This window comes from Methylobacterium sp. E-046 (assembly GCF_022829625.1).
Taxonomy (GTDB): Bacteria; Pseudomonadota; Alphaproteobacteria; order Rhizobiales; family Beijerinckiaceae; genus Methylobacterium; species Methylobacterium longum.
This window is the reverse complement of the sequence record NZ_JAKSYP010000237.1, coordinates 1-18,249: the sequence shown is the minus strand read 5'-3', so window position 1 is coordinate 18,249 and position 18,249 is coordinate 1. Positions and strand designations below refer to the sequence as shown.

General features: G+C 73.9%; 18 protein-coding genes and 2 pseudogenes. 11 read left to right on the top strand and 9 right to left on the bottom strand.

Translation table 11 applies throughout. The features are described 5' to 3' along the window. Positions 1-41: 41 nt before the first annotated feature. The 4 genes and pseudogenes from MKK82_RS24765 to MKK82_RS24755 all read right to left on the bottom strand — a co-directional run bounded on the left by MKK82_RS24765 (position 42) and on the right by MKK82_RS24755 (position 3,161). A pseudogene (locus tag MKK82_RS24765) lies at positions 42-1,275 on the bottom strand (glycoside hydrolase family 15 protein). Positions 1,276-1,692: 417 nt separating this feature from the next. After that, positions 1,693-1,893: a trehalase-like domain-containing protein gene (locus MKK82_RS34480; RefSeq protein ID WP_238289723.1), complete on the bottom strand. Its 201-nt coding sequence runs from the start codon at positions 1,891-1,893 to the stop codon at positions 1,693-1,695. Between the two features lie 62 nt (positions 1,894-1,955). Next, positions 1,956-2,846, bottom strand: a complete 891-nt coding sequence (locus MKK82_RS24760; protein ID WP_238289725.1) for an SMP-30/gluconolactonase/LRE family protein — start codon at positions 2,844-2,846, stop codon at positions 1,956-1,958. 54 nt (positions 2,847-2,900) lie between these two features. Then, entirely contained in the window at positions 2,901-3,161 is a 261-nt protein-coding gene (locus MKK82_RS24755; RefSeq protein ID WP_238289726.1) for a hypothetical protein, read from the bottom strand. Between the two features lie 503 nt (positions 3,162-3,664). On the opposite strand from MKK82_RS24755, the gene nikA reads away from it, so the two are divergent. From nikA to MKK82_RS24720, 7 genes are all read left to right on the top strand, one after another. After that, positions 3,665-5,233: a nickel ABC transporter substrate-binding protein gene (gene nikA, locus MKK82_RS24750; RefSeq protein WP_243987198.1), complete on the top strand. Its 1,569-nt coding sequence runs from the start codon at positions 3,665-3,667 to the stop codon at positions 5,231-5,233. A gap of 11 nt (positions 5,234-5,244) precedes the next feature. After that, on the top strand, positions 5,245-6,201 hold the full coding sequence (gene nikB, locus MKK82_RS24745) for a nickel ABC transporter permease subunit NikB (protein ID WP_238289729.1): 957 nt from the start codon (positions 5,245-5,247) through the stop codon (positions 6,199-6,201). Beyond that, complete coding sequence (gene nikC, locus MKK82_RS24740) at positions 6,198-7,049, top strand: nickel ABC transporter permease subunit NikC (protein ID WP_238289732.1); 852 nt, start codon at positions 6,198-6,200, stop codon at positions 7,047-7,049. The genes nikB and nikC overlap by 4 nt, the downstream gene beginning before the upstream one ends. 44 nt (positions 7,050-7,093) lie before the next feature. After that, complete coding sequence (locus MKK82_RS24735; RefSeq protein ID WP_238289734.1) at positions 7,094-7,864, top strand: ATP-binding cassette domain-containing protein; 771 nt, start codon at positions 7,094-7,096, stop codon at positions 7,862-7,864. Next, positions 7,861-8,667 (top strand): ATP-binding cassette domain-containing protein, encoded by an 807-nt coding sequence (locus MKK82_RS24730; protein ID WP_238289735.1) that lies wholly within the window; start codon positions 7,861-7,863, stop codon positions 8,665-8,667. Before MKK82_RS24735 ends, MKK82_RS24730 begins: the two co-directional genes overlap by 4 nt. Continuing rightward, the gene (nikR, locus tag MKK82_RS24725) at positions 8,667-9,128 is read left to right on the top strand and encodes a nickel-responsive transcriptional regulator NikR (RefSeq protein WP_238289737.1); all 462 of its coding nucleotides are present in this window, start codon (positions 8,667-8,669) and stop codon (positions 9,126-9,128) included. Before MKK82_RS24730 ends, nikR begins: the two co-directional genes overlap by 1 nt. A 90-nt stretch (positions 9,129-9,218) precedes the next feature. Then, positions 9,219-11,360, top strand: a complete 2,142-nt coding sequence (locus MKK82_RS24720) for a TonB-dependent siderophore receptor (protein ID WP_238289830.1) — start codon at positions 9,219-9,221, stop codon at positions 11,358-11,360. A 398-nt stretch (positions 11,361-11,758) separates the two neighbouring features. On the opposite strand, the gene MKK82_RS24715 is transcribed toward MKK82_RS24720, so the two are convergent. Then, positions 11,759-12,448, bottom strand: coding sequence for an SDR family NAD(P)-dependent oxidoreductase (locus tag MKK82_RS24715; protein WP_238289739.1), 690 nt, complete (start codon positions 12,446-12,448; stop codon positions 11,759-11,761). Next, entirely contained in the window at positions 12,445-13,512 is a 1,068-nt protein-coding gene (locus MKK82_RS24710) for a phosphoesterase (RefSeq protein ID WP_243987196.1), read from the bottom strand. Before MKK82_RS24710 ends, MKK82_RS24715 begins: the two co-directional genes overlap by 4 nt. Before the next feature lie 384 nt (positions 13,513-13,896). Here MKK82_RS24710 and MKK82_RS24705 point away from each other — a divergent pair, with 384 nt between their 5' ends. Together MKK82_RS24705 and MKK82_RS24700 are read left to right on the top strand one after the other, a co-directional pair. After that, positions 13,897-14,409: a DUF892 family protein gene (locus tag MKK82_RS24705; protein WP_238289743.1), complete on the top strand. Its 513-nt coding sequence runs from the start codon at positions 13,897-13,899 to the stop codon at positions 14,407-14,409. Between the two features lie 229 nt (positions 14,410-14,638). Continuing rightward, entirely contained in the window at positions 14,639-14,830 is a 192-nt protein-coding gene (locus MKK82_RS24700; RefSeq protein WP_238289745.1) for a hypothetical protein, read from the top strand. 54 nt (positions 14,831-14,884) lie between these two features. Here the strand turns inward: MKK82_RS24700 and MKK82_RS24695 are convergent, their stop codons facing one another. Both MKK82_RS24695 and MKK82_RS24690 read right to left on the bottom strand, forming a co-directional pair. Beyond that, the gene (locus MKK82_RS24695) at positions 14,885-15,769 is read right to left on the bottom strand and encodes an NAD(P)H-hydrate dehydratase (protein ID WP_238289748.1); all 885 of its coding nucleotides are present in this window, start codon (positions 15,767-15,769) and stop codon (positions 14,885-14,887) included. Next, the gene (locus MKK82_RS24690) at positions 15,766-16,530 is read right to left on the bottom strand and encodes a histidine phosphatase family protein (RefSeq protein ID WP_238289750.1); all 765 of its coding nucleotides are present in this window, start codon (positions 16,528-16,530) and stop codon (positions 15,766-15,768) included. The genes MKK82_RS24695 and MKK82_RS24690 overlap by 4 nt, the downstream gene beginning before the upstream one ends. On the opposite strand from MKK82_RS24690, the gene MKK82_RS24685 reads away from it, so the two are divergent. Further along, positions 16,424-17,107: a sensor histidine kinase gene (locus tag MKK82_RS24685; protein WP_313902122.1), complete on the top strand. Its 684-nt coding sequence runs from the start codon at positions 16,424-16,426 to the stop codon at positions 17,105-17,107. The two genes, MKK82_RS24690 and MKK82_RS24685, sit on opposite strands and share 107 nt — an antisense overlap. Here MKK82_RS24685 and MKK82_RS24680 read toward each other — a convergent pair. Continuing rightward, entirely contained in the window at positions 17,104-17,424 is a 321-nt protein-coding gene (locus MKK82_RS24680; RefSeq protein ID WP_238289753.1) for a PsiF family protein, read from the bottom strand. The two genes, MKK82_RS24685 and MKK82_RS24680, sit on opposite strands and share 4 nt — an antisense overlap. Before the next feature lie 227 nt (positions 17,425-17,651). Here MKK82_RS24680 and MKK82_RS34475 point away from each other — a divergent pair. Further along, positions 17,652-18,249, top strand: a pseudogene (locus MKK82_RS34475) (hypothetical protein); the annotation flags it as partial.

The following is an 18,249-nucleotide window of genomic DNA, read 5'->3' as shown; positions in this document are numbered from 1 at the left end:
AAATCCGGCGGTGCGGAAGGGTGGGTCTCGCCGCGCGGCGGTCAGGCGGTGCCGCCGAAATCGGGCGCCCGGCGCAGGGCCGTCTCGCGCAGGGAACGGTCGGCGTAGGTGCCCTGCACGGCGGCGCGGCCGCCGTGGTCGAACAGGTCCAGCATCAGGGCGCTGTGGATGAAGCCGAGATGGCTGAAGGCCTGGGGGAAGTTCCCCCGGAACGTGCCGTCCTCCGCGACCTCCTCGGCGTAGAGCCCGACGTCGTTCTGCAGGGCGCGCAGGGCGTCGAAGCGCAGCCGCGCCTCGGCGTCGCGGCCGAGCCACAGCAGGGCGTCGACCAGCCAGAAGGCGCAGAGCAGGAACGTGCCCTCGTGGCCCGGCAGGCCGTCGTCGGTCCGGTAGCGGTAGACGAGATGGCCGTGCCCGAGGCGCTCGATGATGGCGTCGACGGTCCGCGCGAAGGCGGCCTCGTCCACGGGGAAGCCGACCATGGGCGCGATCAGCAGCGCCGCGTCGACGTCGTCCCCGCCGCGATATTGCGGGCGGTAGCCGTCCCGGTGGATCCCGGGCCCGTTCACGAAGGCGACGATGCGGTCGCGCTCCCGGCACCAGGGCTCGCGCGGGCCGAACAGGCGGATCGCCCGGTCCAGCGCGACCCAGTTCATGATCGCCGCGTGGAGGTAGCGCTGCTCCGGCTTGCGGCGCTCCCACAGGCCCGCGTCCGGGCGGTGCCAATGCGCGGCGGAGATGTCGGCGAGCCGGGCGCCGTGGCGGTGCATCGCCTCCGGCAGCGTGCCGCCCAGCCGCGTGTAGAGGTAGAGCAGGTCGAGCACCTGCCCGTAGGCGTCGGCCTGGTGCTGCTCGGCGGCCTCGTTGCCGGCCCGGACCGGGGCGCTGCCCCGCCAGCCCTCGACATGCGCGATCGTGGTCTCGGCAAGCCCGGCCTCACCCGAGACGCTGTAGAGCGGCCGCAGCCGGCCCCTCGCGCGCGCAGAGATCCGCGACGAACCCGAAGAACGCCTCCGCCTCGCGCGGCATGCCGAACTTCTTCAGCACGTAGAGGGACAGGCACGCGTCCCGGATCCAGCAGAACCGGTAGTCCCAGTTGCGGATGCCGCCGACCGCCTCGGGCAGCGACGTCGTGGCGGCCGCGACGATCGCACCCGTCGGCGCGTAGGTTAGCGCCTTCAGGACCAGGGCCGAGCGGATCAGCTCATCGGCGAGCGGCCCGGTATAGGCGGCCTCCCGGGTCCACAGCACCCAGGCGCTGCGGGTCCGCTCCATCAGCGCCCGCGCGTCCGGGGGCGTCTCCGGCAGGGCGCCGGCATAGAGGCTGAAGCTGCGCGCCTGACCCCCCTCCAGGGTGAAGCGGGCCGCCGCGCCGGCGCCGTCCCGCACGAGCCCGACCTCCGCGACGAGGCCCGGGCAGCCCGGCGTCGTCACCCGACCCCCCGCGATCTCGGGCACCGCGAAATCCTCCGCGAAGCCCGCCAGCGGCCGGTAGGCGAGCACCATCGGCACGCGGCCCGACACGCCGCTGACCAGCCGGACCAGGCGGGGCCGGTGCGGCTCGTCCCCTGGCCCGTCCGCCTGGGCATTCGCCGGCCCGACCATGAAGTCGTGCAGGGTCACGAAGCCGTCCCGCGTGGTGAAGGTGGTCTCCAGGATGTTGCTGCGGCTCAGGTATCGCCGCGTCGCCTCCTACCGGCCCGCCGGGCGGATGGAGAAATGGCCGCCCCGCCGGCGGTCGAGCAGCCGCGAGAAGGCCGGGCCGGCGTCGAAGCGCTCCAGGCAGGCCCAATCGATCGACCCGTCGCGGGCGACGAGGGCGCAGCCCTCGCAATTGCCGATGAGGGCGTAGGCTTCGATCGGCTGATGGGGGCGCTGGCCCGGCTCGGACATGCGATCTCCTGGTGGCCGCACCCCGGTGCTCGGACCGGGGCAGCGATGAGGGGTCGGCCCGATCAGGCCCCGAGCCGGAAGGCCGGCTCCAGCAGGCCGCGCGCGCCGACATCGACCAGGACGGTGCGGCCGTGCTCCGGATCGGCGGCGCGGTCGGCCTCGTCCATCCCCTCGTAGGCGGACGTGACCAGCAGCCGGTCGAGGGCGCGGCCCGCGAAGGTCGGGCAGGTCGGCTGCCGCATCGGCACCGGCACGGTGCGGACCCGCTCGCCCGCGGGGCTGTAGGCGTCCAGGCAACCGGCGCCGAAGCGCGCGGTCCAGATCAGGCCCTCGGCATCGACCGCGGCCCCGTCGATGCCGCCCTCCCCGCCGCGGTGGTCGAAATGGGTCTCGGGCTGGCCCTTCGGCAGCCCGGTTCCGGGATCGAGCGCCACGCGGCGCAGCACGCCGACGTCGGTGTCGACGAAGTAGCCGGTCGCGCCGTCCGGCGAGAAGCTGATGCCGTTCGGGATCGTCAGGCCGCCGAAGAGGCGGCGCACCCGCGGGCCGGCCACGTGGTAGATCGAGCCGCGCCCCTTGGCGGCGGCGCGGTCCATCGTGCCGATCCAGAGCGCCCCGCTGGGATGGACCCGGCCGTCGTTGGAGCGGTTCCCGAGCATGTCCTCCTCGAGGGGGCACAGCATCCGGATGTCCCCGTCGCGGATCGCCCGGACGTAGAGGCCGTCCTCGGCCGCGAGCAGCTGGTGCCCGCCGTCGATCGCCGCGACGTCGCTGACCTGGACCGGCAGGACGTGGACGAGCGCCTTCTGGCGGCCGGAGACCGGCTTCTCGAACAGGCGCGCCTCCAGGATGTCGACCCACCACGCCGTGTCGGTGCGCGGATCGTAGCTCGGCCCTTCGCCGAGATGGCAGCGGACCTGGCTGAGGATGCAGGCGTCGTGCAGACAATCCAAATGAGCAATCCCGTTCGTGCCGATCGATGGGTGGGGCGGAGTCCGGCGACCGTCTCAGCAGGCGTCGCAGATGCTGCCGAGGACGGCGTCGAGGTCTTTCTGCCGCTGCGTGCGCCGGTTCGGGTCGTGCTGGGGAGCGGCCGCCGCGCCGGGCGGCACCGTCTGCCCGACGGCCGAGCGGTAGGGGGCGTTGATCGTCGTCTCGGGCCCGCCGCCGGTGCCGGTGTACGGGCCCGCCTGCGCGGCAGCCAGGCTGGCGCCCGCCACGATGAGGCCCAGGATCAGTCCTGCGCGCTTCAGCTTTCCGAGGGGCATATCGGGCGATCTCCTGCGACGATCCGGTTCGTCTGCATCGGGGATGGGCTTGCCGCGTCCCCGCGGCCCTCGGCGGGGCCAGGCGCTGCGCCGGGCCGGCCGGCGGGACGCGGACCGATGCCGGCATCCGCGGGCCGGACGCGATCAGCCGCGGTAACCGCAAGTGATCGTGGCGACGTCACAAGTCCTGCGAGCCCGTCCTCAAGCATTTGACAGTGTCGTGTTGTTCATGAGGCCAGTCTAGGCAGTCGCCGCCGTGCGCGCCGTGCCGGCGCGCACGCAGCGGCGGGGATTAAAAAGCGGCGCGCCCGGAGGCGGCACACGCGCACGGGTCATCGCCTCAGCAGGCACCGTGTCCGGGCCCGCGGACGCGGTTTGGCGAGGGGCCGTGGCCCATGCAGAAGCGTGTTCCCGGTCGTCCTCAACGAGTGTGCGGCCCGGTTCACGGCCGGGCCGGGGCCGTGTATGAGGTTTCGCGACGATCCTCATACCGTGGTCCATTCATGCTCAAGCCGGCGACCCGCGCCGTCGCCGCGCTGGTGGCGTGCTTCCTCGGCCCGGCGGCGGCCGGGCAACTCACCTATTCTTGGCCGTCGAATGTCGGCCCGCTGAACCCGCATCTCTACGCGCCCAACCAGATGTTCGCGCAGGCGAGCGTCTACGAACCGCTGGTGAAGGTCCGCGGCGACGGGACGGTCGAGCCGTGGCTCGCGGAATCCTGGAGCCTCTCGGAGGACGGGCGGACCTACGATTTCGCCCTGCGCCCCGGGGTCACCTTCAGCGACGGGGCGCCCTTTGACGCGGCCGCCGTCAAGGCCAATTTCGACGCGATCCTGGCCAACCGCCCGCGGCACGCGTGGCTCGACCTCGCCCGGCAGATCGAGGGCACCGAGATCCTCGGCCCCCTGGCCTTCCGCCTCGTCCTGAAGGCGCCGCACGACCCGACACTGCTCGAACTGGCGCTGCCCCGGCCCTTCCGCTTCCTGTCGCCGCGCGCCATGGGGGCGGATGGAACCACGGCCGCAGGCATCAAGGCGCCGGTCGGCACGGGGCCCTGGCGGCTCGTCGACACGCAGCCCGGCGTCTCCGACACGTTCGCGCGCAACCCGCTCTACTGGGGGACGAAGCCGGCCTTCGAGCAGCTCGTCGTCAAGGTCATCCCCGATCCCAACACCCGCGTCGTCGCCCTGCAGACGGGGCAGATCGACCTCGTCTACGGCGCGGCCGGGCAGATCCCGTCCGAGGCCTTCCTCCGGCTCCGGGACATGGCGCCGGCCTTCGCCGCCGCGGTGTCGCCGCCGCTGGCGACCCGGGTCCTGGCGATGAACTCCGCGCGCTTCCCGACCGACGAGCGGGCCGTGCGCCGCGCCATCAACCACGCGGTCGACAAGGACACGCTGGTCCGGACCGTCCTCGACGGGCTCGAGCCGCGGGCGGACTTCCTGTTCGCGCCGAGCGTGCCCTACGCCGATCTCGGCCTCAGACCCTACGGGTTCGACCGGGCGGCCGCCGCCCGCCTCCTCGACGCCGCTGGCTGGCTCCCCGGGCGTGACGGGGTGCGCATGAAGGACGGCCGCCGCCTCGCGGTCGAGGTCGATTTCGTCGGGACCAACGCCCAGCAGCGGGCGATCGCGGAGGTGCTCCAGGCGGATCTCGCCCGGGTCGGCATCGAGGTTCGGCTGATCGGCGAGGAGGAGAGTTCGATCCTGGCCCGCCAGAAGGACGGCCGCTTCGGCCTGATCTTCGGCGAGACCTGGGGGCCGCCCTACGATCCGGCTTCCTTCGTGAGCTCCATGCGCGCGCCGTCCCATGCCGACTACCAGGCGCAGGCCGGGCTTCCCGAGAAGCCGAGCCTCGACGCCACCATCGCGGCGGCGCTCGCCGCGACCGACGGAACCGAGCGGCGGCGGCTCTATGCCGAGCTCCTCACCACCCTGCACGAGGCCGCGATCTACCTGCCGATCTCCCATGCGGTGGCCATCGAGGTCCATCGCCCCTCGATCACGGGCGTCGGCTTCGGGCCCACGATCAACGAGATCCCCTTCGTGGCGATGCGGCCGGCGGCCCGGTGACCCGCTCCCCGATGCTCCGCTTCGCCGCCGTCCGCCTCGCGCTGATCCCGCCGATGCTGCTCGGCGTGTCGATCCTCGTGTTCGTGATGCTGCGGCTCGGCCAGGGCGACCCGGCCCTCGACTACCTGCGCCTCTCGCAGATCCCGCCCACCGACGCGGCCCTCGCGGACGCGCGCGTCCTACTCGGCCTCGACCGGCCGCTGGTCGTCCAATACCTCGACTGGCTCCGGCGCGCCCTGCAGGGCGATTTCGGCCTCTCCTACGTCACGCGCCGGCCGGTGCTGCCGGAACTCCTCGGCTTCCTGCCCGCCACCCTCGAACTGGCCGGCACCGCGCTGGCCATCACGCTGGCCGTCAGCCTGCCGCTGGGCGCCTGGGCGGCCGGCCATCGCGGCCGCTGGCAGGACCGCCTCGTGCGGGGGATCGCGGTGCTCGGCGTCTCACTGCCGAACTTCTGGATCGCCTTCCTCCTCGTCGCGCTCTTCTCGGTCACCCTGGGCTGGCTGCCCCCCATGGGCCGGGGCACCGGCCGCGGCACGCTCACCCACCTGATCATGCCGGCGCTGGCGATCTGCCTCATGTCGCTGTCGGTCAACGCGCGCCTCCTGCGGGCGAGCATGCTGGAGGTCGGCGGGGCGCGCCACGTCGTCTACGCCCGCCTGCGCGGCCTCTCCGAGGGCGCGGTGCGGCGCCGGCACGTGTTCCGCAACGCCCTCGTCCCGGTCGTGACCGCGACCGGCATGCATGTCGGCGAGCTCCTGGGCGGCGCCCTCGTGGTCGAGACGATCTTCGCGTGGCCGGGGGTCGGCCGCTACGCGGTCTCGGCGATCTACAACCGCGACTACCCGGTCATCCAGTGCTTCACGCTGGTCATGACCGCGGTGTTCGTCCTGTGCAATCTCGCCGTCGACATCGCCTATGCGTGGCTCGATCCGCGCCTGCGGCTCGGCGGGGAGGAGGCGGCATGACCACCTCCGGATCCCTCCGGGCGGCCCGCCCGGGCCTCGGGCCGCTCGCGGTCCCCGGTGCCCTCGCCGTCGCGATCCTCCTGCTGACGCTCCTCGGCCCGCTGGCCGCGCCGCACGACCCGCTGGCGGTGGACCTCACGGCCCGCTTCGAGCCGTCGAGCCTCACCCATCCCCTCGGCACCGACCACCTCGGACGGGACATCCTGTCCCGCCTGATCGCCGGGGCCCGGACGACCTTGGGCGCCGTCGCGGCCGCCCTCGCCCTGGTGGTGGCCCTCGGCCTCGGCGTCGGTGCCGTCGCCGGCATGCTCGGGGGCCGGACCGACGCCGTGCTCATGCGCCTGTGCGACGTGTTCCTCACCGTGCCGACCTTCGTGCTGGCGCTGTTCCTGATCGGCGCGTTCGGCACCGGCCTCGTCAACGTGATCGCGGCGATCGCGCTGTCGCACTGGGCCTGGTACGCCCGCATCGTCCGGGGCCTCGTCCTCGAACTGAAGACGCGCGACTACGTCCTGGCGGCGCGGATCGCGGGCGCCGCGCCGCCCACGATCTTCGTCGAGCACGTGCTGACCGGCGTCCTGCCGCCGCTCGTGGCGCTCGCCACCCTCGACATCGGCCACATGGCGCTCCACGTCGCCGGCCTCTCCTTCCTGGGCCTCGGGGTTCAGCCGCCGACCCCGGAATGGGGGGTGATGATCAACGAGGCCCGCGCCTTCTTCTGGACCCGGCCCCTGCTGGTCGTCTGGCCGGGCCTGGCGATCGCCCTGGCGGTGCTGGCCTTCAACCGGCTCGGCGACGCCCTGCGCGACCGCCTCGACCCGACGCTCGTGGCGGAGCGCGGGCTGTGAGCCCGCCCGCGAGCCCGCCCCCGTGCCCGCCCCCGTGCCCGCGCGTGCTCCGGGCCGAGACCCTGCGCGTCGAGACGCGCCGGGACGGCGCGGCGGTGCCGCTGGTCACCGACGCCACGTTCGAGCTGCGCACCGGCGAGGTGCTGGCCCTGGTGGGCGCGAGCGGCTCGGGCAAGTCCCTGGCCTGCGCGGCGCTCCTCGACACGCTGCCGCCGGGCACGCGGCGCAGCGCCGGGCGCGTCAGCCTCGACGGCGTCGCGGTGGCGCCCGCCGCGCTCCGCGGCCGGACGGTCGCCAGCGTGCTCCAGGCGCCGCGCTCGGCCTTCAACCCCCTGCGCACGATCGCCGACCATGCCGGCGAGACCGGGGCCGCCGCGGGGCTCCGGCGCGCCGGGGCCCGGGCGGCGATGCGCGAGGCGCTGGCGGCGGTCGGGCTCGGCGACGATCCGCGCGTGCCGGACCTCTACCCGTTCCAGATGTCGGGGGGCATGCTCCAGCGCGCGATGATCGCCCTCGCGCTGCTCGCGCGGGCGCCCTTCCTCGTCGCCGACGAACCGACCACCGACCTCGACCTCGTCGCCCAGGCCCGGATCCTCGACCTGCTGGCCGCCCTGGTGCGCGACCGGGGCCTGGGGCTCCTGATCGTCACGCACGACATGGGCGTCGTCGCCCGTCTCGCGGATCGGACCGCCGTGATGGCGGAGGGCCGGATCGTCGAGGGGGGCGACACGGCGGCGCTCTTCGCCCGACCGGACCGCCCGGAGACGCGGGCCCTGCTCGCCGCCCATCACGCCCTGTCCGCGGAGGCGTCATGACCGCCCGCCCGACCCCATCCCTCCTGTCCACCCGGGATCTCGGCAAGGCCTATGCCGGCACGGGCTGGCGGCGCGGCACCCCCCGGACCGTCCTGGCCGGAATCGAACTCGCCGTCGCGGCGGAGGAATGCGTCGCCCTGATCGGCCGGAGCGGCTCGGGCAAGAGCACCCTCGCCCGCCTGCTGCTGGGGCTGGAGCGCCCCGACGCGGGCGCCGTCCGGTTCCGCGGGCAGGATCTCGCCGGGCTGGACCGCGCCGGACAGCGGCGCTTCCGGGCGGCCGTGCAGATGGTGCTCCAGGATCCGCTCTCGGCGGTGAACCCGCGCCACGATATCGGCCGCATCGTCGCGGAGCCGCTGCGGCACCTCACCGACCTGCCGGCCGCGGAGCGGGTCGCGCGCGTCGGCGCGATGCTGTCCCTCGTCGGGCTCGACCCGGCGTCGAGCGGGCGTCTGCCCGGCCAGCTCTCCGGCGGGCAGGTGCAGCGCGTCGGCCTCGCCCGGGCGCTGGCCACCCGGCCCGCGCTGGTGGTGCTCGACGAGGCGGTCTCGAATCTCGACGCGCCGCTCCAGGTCGAGATCCTCGACCGCCTCGCCGCCCTGCGGCGGCAGCAAGGCACCGCCTTCCTCCTCGTCACGCACGACGTGCGCCTCGCGCGCCGGTTCGCCGACCGGGTCCTCGTCCTGGAGGGCGGACGCATCGTGGACGCCGCCCCGTGCCGGCCGCGCCTCGACCTGACCCACCCGGCCGCGCGCGCGCTGGTCGACGCCGTCCTCCCGGCCTACCCGGAAGGGGCGCGCTGATGCAGCGGATCACCGTCACCCTCGACGCCGACCTCATCGAGGCCGTGGACGGCCTCGCCGAGGTCCGGGGCTATGCCGGCCGGTCCGAGACCGTGCGCGACCTCCTGCGCCGGGGGCTGGCGGAATCCCGCCGCCAGCTGGACCCCGATCTCGCCTGCGTGGCGACCTTCACCTTCGTGGCGGAGGCCGGCGTGCGCGATCTCGGGCAGCGGCTCGCGGAGATCCAGCGGGGGCGGCACGACCTCGTGATCACCCAGGTGCAGGTGCCCCTCGACCACGCCGCCGCGCTCCACACCCTCGTCCTGCGCGGGCGCGTCCGGGACATCCACGACTTCGCCGACGCGATCGCGACCCAGCGCGGCGTGCGCCACGACAGCCTGTCGATCATCCCGGCGCGGATCGAGCTGGTGGACCATCCGCACGGCCACGCCCCCCATCCCCACGAACACATCCGGACCTGAGCCGTGCCCGCGTTGGACCCGACCCGCGTCCGCCGCCCCCGGCCTTCGGCCCTTCGGCGATCCCGCCCGCGGCGCGGCACGGGCCTCGCCGTGGCGGCCCTGCTCTCGGCCGGCGCGGCGACGCCCGGGGCGCACGCGCAGGAGAGCGTCACGCTGGAGGAGCTGTCGGTCGAGCAGGTCGGCACCGGTGGCCCCTCCGGCACCCGTGCCGGCACGACGACCGCCTCCGGCACGATCGGCCTGATCGGACCGACGCCGGGCTACGGCGCGGGCCGGGCGGTGAGCAGCACGAAGACCGACACGCCGCAGCGGGACGTGCCGCAGATCGTCACGGTCGCCCCGCGGGCGGTCATCACCGACCTCGCCGCCACCCGCGTCGACCGGGTGTTCACCTACCTGCCGGGCGTGGCGCAGCAGAACAACTTCGGCGGCCTGAGCCTCTTCAGCTACGCCATCCGCGGCGTGACCACCTCGGAGATCTACCAGAACGGCTTCCCCCTCAACCGCGGCACCCCGCCCCCGCCCGACGCCCAGAACATCGAGCGCATCGAGGTTCTGAAAGGGCCGGGGGCCGGCCTGTTCGGGCGCAGCGATCCGGGCGGCCTCGTCAACATCATCACCAAGCAGCCGACCGTCCAGCGCTTCGTCGAGTTCGGCAACCAGGTCGATTCCTTCGGCCTGACCCGAGGGACCATCGACGCGGGCGGCCCGCTCACCGAGGACGGCACGGTCCTCTACCGCTTCAATTTCGCGGCCCAGGGCGCCGGCAGCTTCCGCGACTTCGTCGACAGCGACCGGCTGCTCGTCGCCCCGGTGGTGAGCTGGCAGGTCACGCCCGACACCCGGATCACGGTCGAGGCGGACATCCAGCGCAACCGGACCGTTTTCGACCGGGGCGTGATCGCGCTCAACCGGCAGCTCGGATTCCTGCCGGTCTCGCGCTTCCTCGGGGAGCCGGGCCAGAGCACCGTCCAGACCCAGAACATCCTCCAGGCGCGCATCGACCACCGCTTCAACGCGGACTGGCAGATGCGGCTGGCGACGCACTTCGCCACCGGGACGCTGGACGGTGAATCGGCCGAGATCCGCGCGATCGCCTCCGACAACCGGACGGTGGCCCGCGACCGGAACGTGCGCGATTACCGCTGGGACGTGGCGGTCGGGCAGGCGGACCTGACCGGGCGCTTCGACACCGGCGGGATCGGCCACACGCTGCTCCTCGGCTTCGAGCGCGAGAGCACCGACAGCCGGACGCTCTACCTGCGCTCCAACTTCCGCACGAATCCCTACGCCCTCGACATCCTGGCGCCCGTCTACGGGCAGGCCCTGCCGCCGCTGACCCTGCCGCGCAACAACCTGGAGCGGGTCACCAACACCGCCCTCTACGCCCAGGACCAGATCGCCCTGAGCCCGCAATGGAAGGCCCTGGTGGCCACGCGCCTCGACATCTTCGAGGAATCCTTCCGCGAGCGCGTCCCGCGCAGCCAGGCGGACCAGTCCCGGGTCGCGGCCTCGCCGCGGGCCGGGCTGGTCTACCAGCCGGTCCCGGAGCTGTCGCTCTACACCAACGTCGGCACGAGCTTCCGGCCCAATATCGGCCCGGACGCCGCGGCCGCCTCGCCCGGCAAGCCGCTCAAGCCCGAGACCGGACAGGGCTACGAGGTCGGCGCCAAGGCGGAGCTGTTCGGCGGCGACCTGCTGCTGACCGCGGCGGCCTTCCGGATCGACCGGCAGAACGTCCTGACGCCGGATCCGACCAACAGCGGCTTCTCCCTCGCGGCGGGCGCGGTGCGCAGCCAGGGCTTCGAAGGGACCGCGCAGGGGCAGCTCTCGCCGGAGCTGAGGCTGCTGGCCGGCTACGTCTACGCCGACGCGGTGGTGACCCGGGACAACGTGCTGCCGGTGGGGGCGCCGCTGATCAACGTCCCGCGCCATTCGGGCAGCCTGCTCGCGGTCTACGAGGTGCAGGCCGGAGACTGGAAGGGCCTCGGCCTCGGCGGCGGCGTGCGCGGTGTCGGCGCGCGGCCGGGCGACGCGGCGGGGACGGGCTTCGTGCTGCCGGCCTACGTCGCGGCCGATGCCCTGGCCTATTACCGCATCGAGAACCTGCGCCTCGGGCTCAACATCGAGAACATCTTCAACACGGTCTATTACGAGAGTTCGCTCAACGTGTTCCGCGTCTATCCGGGATCGCCGCGGCGGATCACCGGTTCGTTCACGGTGCGGTTCTGAGGCGGCGGGCCCGGACAGGGCCCACACCGACCGCGCTGCCCTCCCGGACCGCCGCGGGCGCGTCCGGGCCCGGGACGGGCCACCCGGAGGGGCACCCCGATGACGAGCGGTCCGGCAGAAATCCGCATGTCCGGATGATCGGCGCCGGCGGATCGGCGCCGGACCAGCCGGTCAGGCCGGGCTGGATCGAGAGCGGCTGCGCCAGGGTCGTGGTCCGCGGATCGTTCATCGACGGGGTGCCCGGCCATGCCCGCGTGTCTTTCCCCTCGATCCTCGTGGGCCGCGCGTCCACGCGCCGCGCGCCGTGGTGCCCCGGAGGTCGGGACGGACCGATGCCCCGACCGCCGCGCGATCGGCTCCTGCGGCTTGGCGGACCCCGGGCGGGCCGGGACGCCGGGCTACCAGGGCACGGTCGCGCCCGTGTGGTCGAGGAACACGCAGCCGCGCTGGCCGGACCGGGCCTCGATGACGGCAACCATCCCGCGCACGCTGGTCTCGACGTCGAGCGTGGCGCGGCGGCCGCCGAGATCCGTCCGGACCCAGCCCGGATGCATGAGCAGCAGGCCCCAGGCCGCCCCGCCATGCTGCCCCGCGAAGGAACGCGCCAGGGTGTTGAGCGCCGCCTTGCTGGCGCGGTAGCTCCCCCAGCCGCCGCCGCGGTTCAGCGAGACCGAGCCCAGCTTCGACGTCATCAGCACGATCAGGCCGTCCGGGGCGACGCGTTTGTGGAACGCTTCTGCGAAACGGATCGGACTCAGCGCGTTCGTCTGGAATACCGCAGCGGCGGTGGCGCGGGGCATGAGACCGGCCGGAATGCCGGCCTGCGTCGCCACGCCGGCGACGACGAACACGAGGTCGAAGTCCGGCTGCTCGGCGAGCGAGGCCCTGAGACCGGCGACGGCGGCATCGTCGTCGATGTCGACGCCGGCCTCGATCCGGAGGGGGCCCATGCCGGCGCAATCGGCCAGGGCCGCCGAGGGCCGGCGCACCGTGGCGGTGACGTCCCAGCCCCGCTCGAGGAGGCGCGCCACGAGGCCGAGGCCCAGCCCCCGCGACGCCCCGACGATCAGCGCCCGGCGCCGGCTCACGGGACCTGAGCCTCCGGCCCGAAGCCGAGGCCGGCCACGAAGCGGTTCCAGGTCTCGACCCGCACCTGACCGCCGGTGGCGCGGCGATGCCCCTGGGCGAACTGATCGTCCGGCCCCAGGGCGGGCGCGCGTTCCTGAAGGAAGGTGATCAGGTCCGGCACCGCGGCGCTGCGGGCGGCGAAGTGCACGTATCCGGAGCGGAAGCCCGCATTGGCGCCGATCACCACCTGCCGCCGCAGGCGCCCTGTCCAGGACTGCGCGACGAGCGGGTGGATCTGGCAGGGCGAGGCGCAGCGGATCAGCGCCACCGGACCGGCGAAGAGCGGCGGCACGCTGCGCGCGGCATCCAGCGCGGCCTTCACCTCAGCGCGCGCCGCCTGCAGGGCGGCGGCCTCCGGATCCGTCCCGCCCACGATGTCGGCGGGGCCCGTGGCCCGGAGGAGCAGCCGCCGGGCCGGTGTCGCATCGCCGGAGGCCGAGCGCCGGGGCGCGTTGACGAGGCTCACGGCCTCGCGCAGCGCCTTGGCGGTGTGGGCCTTGCGCAGGGGGCCCATGATGTCGGGGAAGTCGCTGCCGGCTCTGCGCTCGCCGAGATCGCCGACGAGCCCGATCCCGGCGAGCCACGCGAGATCCTCGGACGCGCCGAGGGCCGTCGCGCAGGCGAGGGCGAGCAGGCTGGAGGTTGGGATCGGCGTATCTGCGTGGCCGCTGATCACGGTGGCCTCGGACGGGTCGGGCCAGGAGCGCGGCACGTGGTGATCCACCAGCACGGTCGGAATGCCGGGCAGGATGGCGCCGGCCTGCACGCCGAGGTCGGTGACCACGAGGCCGCCGGGCCGCCGGGCGGCGAGTTCGTCACGGATCGGGGCCGACCAGGGCGACGCGCCGCGGCCGATGACGCGGACGGGGCCGGGAGATCGTCCGGCGCGGGCCAGGGCCCGGGCGAGGAGGGCGCCCGCCGACAGGCCGTCGGCGTCGTCGTGGCAGAGGACCACCGGCGCGTCCGGGCCGAAGCCGGCGGTCGCCCGGGCGAAGGCGGCGCCGTGGGCGGCGAGAGTGGTCACGGCGACCGACCGATCCGGCTCAAAGCTTCGCGGCCCTGCGTCGGCCACGGCTCTCCTGGCCCGGCGTCGGGGCCGTGTCCTCGGCGACCTCCCGGGCCGCCGCGGTCTGGCTGTGTCGGGTCTGGGCCATGCGCGCGTCGCCTGGGAATGTCGGGGTCGGTTCCGAGCGGCAACCGCGGGCCGGGCGCCCGGGTTGCGGCGCCACTTGACGCAGGGCGGTGCCAGCATGGCGACGCCGTCTTCTCCCATGTGCGGGACAGAGGCGAAGATCTTGTCGGGGCCGCGACCCGCGGTGCGACGATTGCGCCGCAGGGCGCGGGAGGAACAGCAGTATCGTGATGGCGTTTGCGGCGAGAACTACCTGAAAAATGGAGCTATGACTGAATGGCCAGCACGGATATCGCCTCGATCTACGCGGGCGCCCTGCGCAATACCCGCGCCCTTGAGAAGCAAGGCTTGGAGCAGATGGAGCGCCAGCTGTCCGGCTTGGAGCGCTATCCGGACTACGCGGCCGTCCTGCGCCGCCATGTCGGGACGACGCGGACGCAGATCGAGCACCTCGACAAGGCGCTGGCTTCGCTCGGCGAGAGCCCCTCGACGCTGAAGGAGACGGTCACGAGCGTCGCGGGGTCGATCGGCGCCGCCGTCCACGCGACCGCTCAGGACGAGACGCTCAAGAACCTCTACGCCGGCTATGCCTACCAGTACGACCAGATCGCCGCCTACCGTTCGCTGGCCGTCATCGCCGAGCGGGCCGGCAAGTCCGATCACGCGTCGATGTTCCGCACGGCGGTCGAGCAGGAGACCAAGGCGGCCGAGGAGATCGCGGCGCTGATCGAGCCGGTCACGCAGACCTACCTCGACCTGACGTTGAGCGGCGCCAAGGCCGACAGCTGACACGGTTTCCGGTCGAGGCCCCCGGTCGATTCGGCCCCCGACGGCACCGCGGTGTGACCCTGGGCGGCGCGAGGCCGCTCGGCGCGGCGCTGCCGGAGCCCTTCACTCTGCCCGCAGGGCCGTCGAGGCCGGAGTCCGAGGCGGCGTCGGAGCCGTCGACCGGAGGCAGCCTGAGACCCCACCGCGCCCGCCGCCAGGCGGGGACGCGCCTTCCGAGGAGCCGCTCGACATGGACGATCCCACACCCGTAGCCGTCACGGTCGAGGCCTGCGGCGCGCGCCGCGGGCAGTTCCGCTGGCACCTCACGGACGCCGACGGCGTATCCATCCGGATGTCGCCGGAGACCTATGCCTCGGCCCAGGACGCGCAGGTGGCCGGCCGCGCCGCCCTCGACGCCTTCGGGGCGGCGTTCCAGGACTGACCGGCCCCCGCGCCTCGCGCGGCGGGCCGCCAGATACGGCATCCCCGGGAGCCGTCAGGCGTCCGCCTCACGCAGCAGCCCCGGCACCGCGGCCGAGAGTTCCCGGGCGAGGAATCCGATCGGGCCGACCGACGCGGCCAGGCGCTTGCCGGCCTCGCCGTGCAGGAAGACGCCCCACAGGGCGGCATTCAGCGGCGCCACGCCGCGCGCCAGCAGGCCGACGACGATGCCCGCCAGGGCGTCGCCGGAGCCCGAGGTCGCCAAGCCGACGCCGCCGCCCTCGTAGAGCCAGCGCGCGCCCTCGGGGTCCACGATCCAGGTCCGTGCTCCCTTCATCACGACCACGGCCTGCAGCAGGTTGGCCGCCGTGCGCGCGGCGTCGAGCGGATCCGCCTCCACCGCGTCCCGGCTCCGGTCCAGCAACTGCGCCATCTCGCCGGCATGGGGCGTGATCACCACCCGCCCCTTGTGTCGACGGATCTGATCGGCATGCGCGGCCAGACCGCAGACGGCCGCCGCGTCGAGGATGAAGGCGGCGGACGGCAAGGCCTCCAGCAATTCGACCGCCAGCGCGGTCGTGGGTCCGTTCTCCATCAGCCCGGGCCCGACCAGCAGGGCGTCGCAGCCCTTCGCGGCCTTGCGCAGGCACTCCGCCGCCCCCGCGCCGTCGACGCCGCCCTCCGCCGTCTCGGGAAGCCCGATCACCATGGCTTCGGGCACCGCCAGCGCCATGCCCATGGCCGCGCTGCCGACCGTGGCGATCTTCAGCTTGCCGGCTCCCGCGCGCAGGGCCGCGACGCCGGCCAGCAGGGCCGCGCCCGGGACCGAGGCGGAGCCGCCGAGGACCAGCGCGCTGCCGCGCTCGTCCTTGCTGCCCTCCTGGGGAACCGGGAGCGGGCGCTCCTTGAGCCGGGCGGCGGTGAGCATGTCCTGGGTCATCGAGCCGCCACGTTTGCGTCGGGTTCGGAGGTGATGGGCGCGCCCGCCTCGGCGATCGGCGCGACGAAGTTGTACCGCTCCAGCCCGAGCCGACCGGTGGTGCCTTCGCGGGGACGGAAGGCGTATTCGGTGACCGAGCAGTTGGCGACGTCGCCCGCGGCGTCGATGGCCAGGATCTCCGCCTCGGTCATGTCCTCGATCAGGTAGCGCAGGCACAGGACCACGACCTGATGCGCGACGATCAGCACCCGCCGCTCCCCGTCGTGCAGCGAGACCGTATCGAGGGCGCTCCGGAGGCGCAGGGTCACGTCGCACCAGCTCTCGCCGGAGGGGGGGCGATGGTAGAACTTGCCGAGACGTCGGCGCATCTCGGCCTGCTCGGGGTGCAGTTGCTCGACGCCCCTCCGCGTCAGCCGGTCCAGGATGCCGAGCTCCCGCTCGCGCAACCGCTCGTCGACGCGGTGGTCCGGCGCATCCTGCACCAGGCCGCCGGCGGCGCGGATGCGGTCCGCCGTCTGCCGCGCCCGACGGTAGGGTGAGGTCAGCACGATCTCGGGCCGCGCCTCGGGCGGCTGGTCGGCGAACCAGAGCCCGACCGCGTCGGCCTGGCGCTCGCCGCGCGCGCTGAGGGCGACATCCACGTCGCGCTCGGCGATGTCGATCCGTGCGAGGCTCGCCCCGTGGGCGGCCTCGGCCGCCACGTTCCCGGCGCTCTCGCCGTGCCGCACGATCCACAACCGGCTCGGCCAACGCTGCTGCATGTGGCTCTGTCTCCCGTCGCTCCGCCAACGCCCGCCGAGCCCGCCGGTTCGGCCGGAGCGGAGAGGGCGGGGATTCCGTCCTCACGAGGCGGTCCGCCCGCGCCCGATCATCCGGAGGCGGACGGGAGCGTCACCTCACGGCTGCACGACCGGGGACGCGGCCGGCGCCGCCGCGGAGAGGGGCTTCCGCCCCGCCGCGCGCTCGCGCCCGGCGATCGCACCGCCGGGGCGCGTGGGCGCGGGCCGGATCGGCGGCGCGAAGACCGTCACCGCGGAGGATACGGGTCCGGGCCTGCCACCCGGCGAGCCCGCCGAGGCGTTCCCACGCTTCTACCGCTCCGGGCTGGCCCGCGAGGCCTCCGGCAACGGACTCAGGCTCAGCTTGGTGGTAGCGATCGCCAAGCTCCACACGGCGTCCGTGACGATCCGCGCGGCTGCCGCAGGAGGCTGCCGGATCGACCCGGTCTTCCCGCACGCGGAAGCCGGAGGCCTCCGTCCGATGCGGTCCCACGCGCGGGCGACCCCTCGCGCGGGGCCGCGGCGTCAGGCCGAACGCGCTGCGGCTCCGGGGGCCTAACCCTTGAGGCAAGTGCTCATGAACGCCTTGCGCTCGGCGCCCTTGAGGCTCTTGGCCGAGGCATCCGCGTTGCAGCTCTTCATCTTGGCCTGCTGCGGCGTCAGCTCCTTGGCCGGCGCGGCGCTCTTGCCCGCGAGGCAATCTGCCATGAAGCCCTTGCGGGCGGTGCCCGTCAGCTTCTGCGTGCCGGCATCCAGGTTGCAGGATTTCATCCGGTCCCGCTGGGCCGTTTGAGCCGCGGAGGGGGCGGCGGTCTGCGCCGGGACCGACACCGTGCAGGCGAGGACGAGGGCCGAGGCGAGAGCAAGCGTACGCACGACGGAAGACCTCCAATGGCACCGCCGACCGTAGCGGCCTGCGGTTTCCCCAGCCAGGACCAAAGCTGAAGTTGTCCCATCAATTCGCGGCGAGGACTGCCATTCCGACCATTCGCCGGAATGCATCCCGGTACGCCGCTGTAATCGAGGGTGCGCTTCCCAAGTGAGCGCCCCGGCCTCGTCGGCATGTTCGGGCCCGGCGGGCGGCCGCGGGCGAGCCCGTCCGGATCGAGGGCTACGGTCCGACGGCCAGGGGCGAGCCGCGCTGGTGGGAGGTGAGCTTCGCACCGTTCCTCTCCGAGAAGGCGGGCGAGACGAAGCTCGTCGCCCTCTCCCGGGACATCACGGAGCGCTCCCAGGCCGAGAGCGGCCGCCGCGCCGGTGCGCGGGCGCTCCCGTCCCTCGACGAGGACCTGGAGCGTCAGGTCGCCGAGCGCACCGCCGCGCTCAGGCTCTCGCGCGACATCATCGCGTCGAGCGCCGCGCCGACCTGCGCCTTCGACACGGCCTATGGCCGGATCGCCTTCAACCAAGCCCCCAGCGACGGGTTCTTCCGAGGCGGTGGGCAAGGGGACGGGCCTGGGCCTGAGCCATGTTTTCGGGTTCGCCAAGCAGTCCGGCGGCGACGTCGACGTGGACACCGAACTCGGCCGGGGGCGACGTTCACCCTCTGCCTGCCCGAGGTCGACGTCGCCCCGGACCAGCGACCGGAGGTTGACCGTGAGGCTGAGGCCGGCTCGCCCCTGGGGATGGGGCAGTCCCTTCTGGTGGTCGAGGACAACGTCGAGGCCGGGCGCCTCGCCGCGCAGATCCGGGAGGATCTCG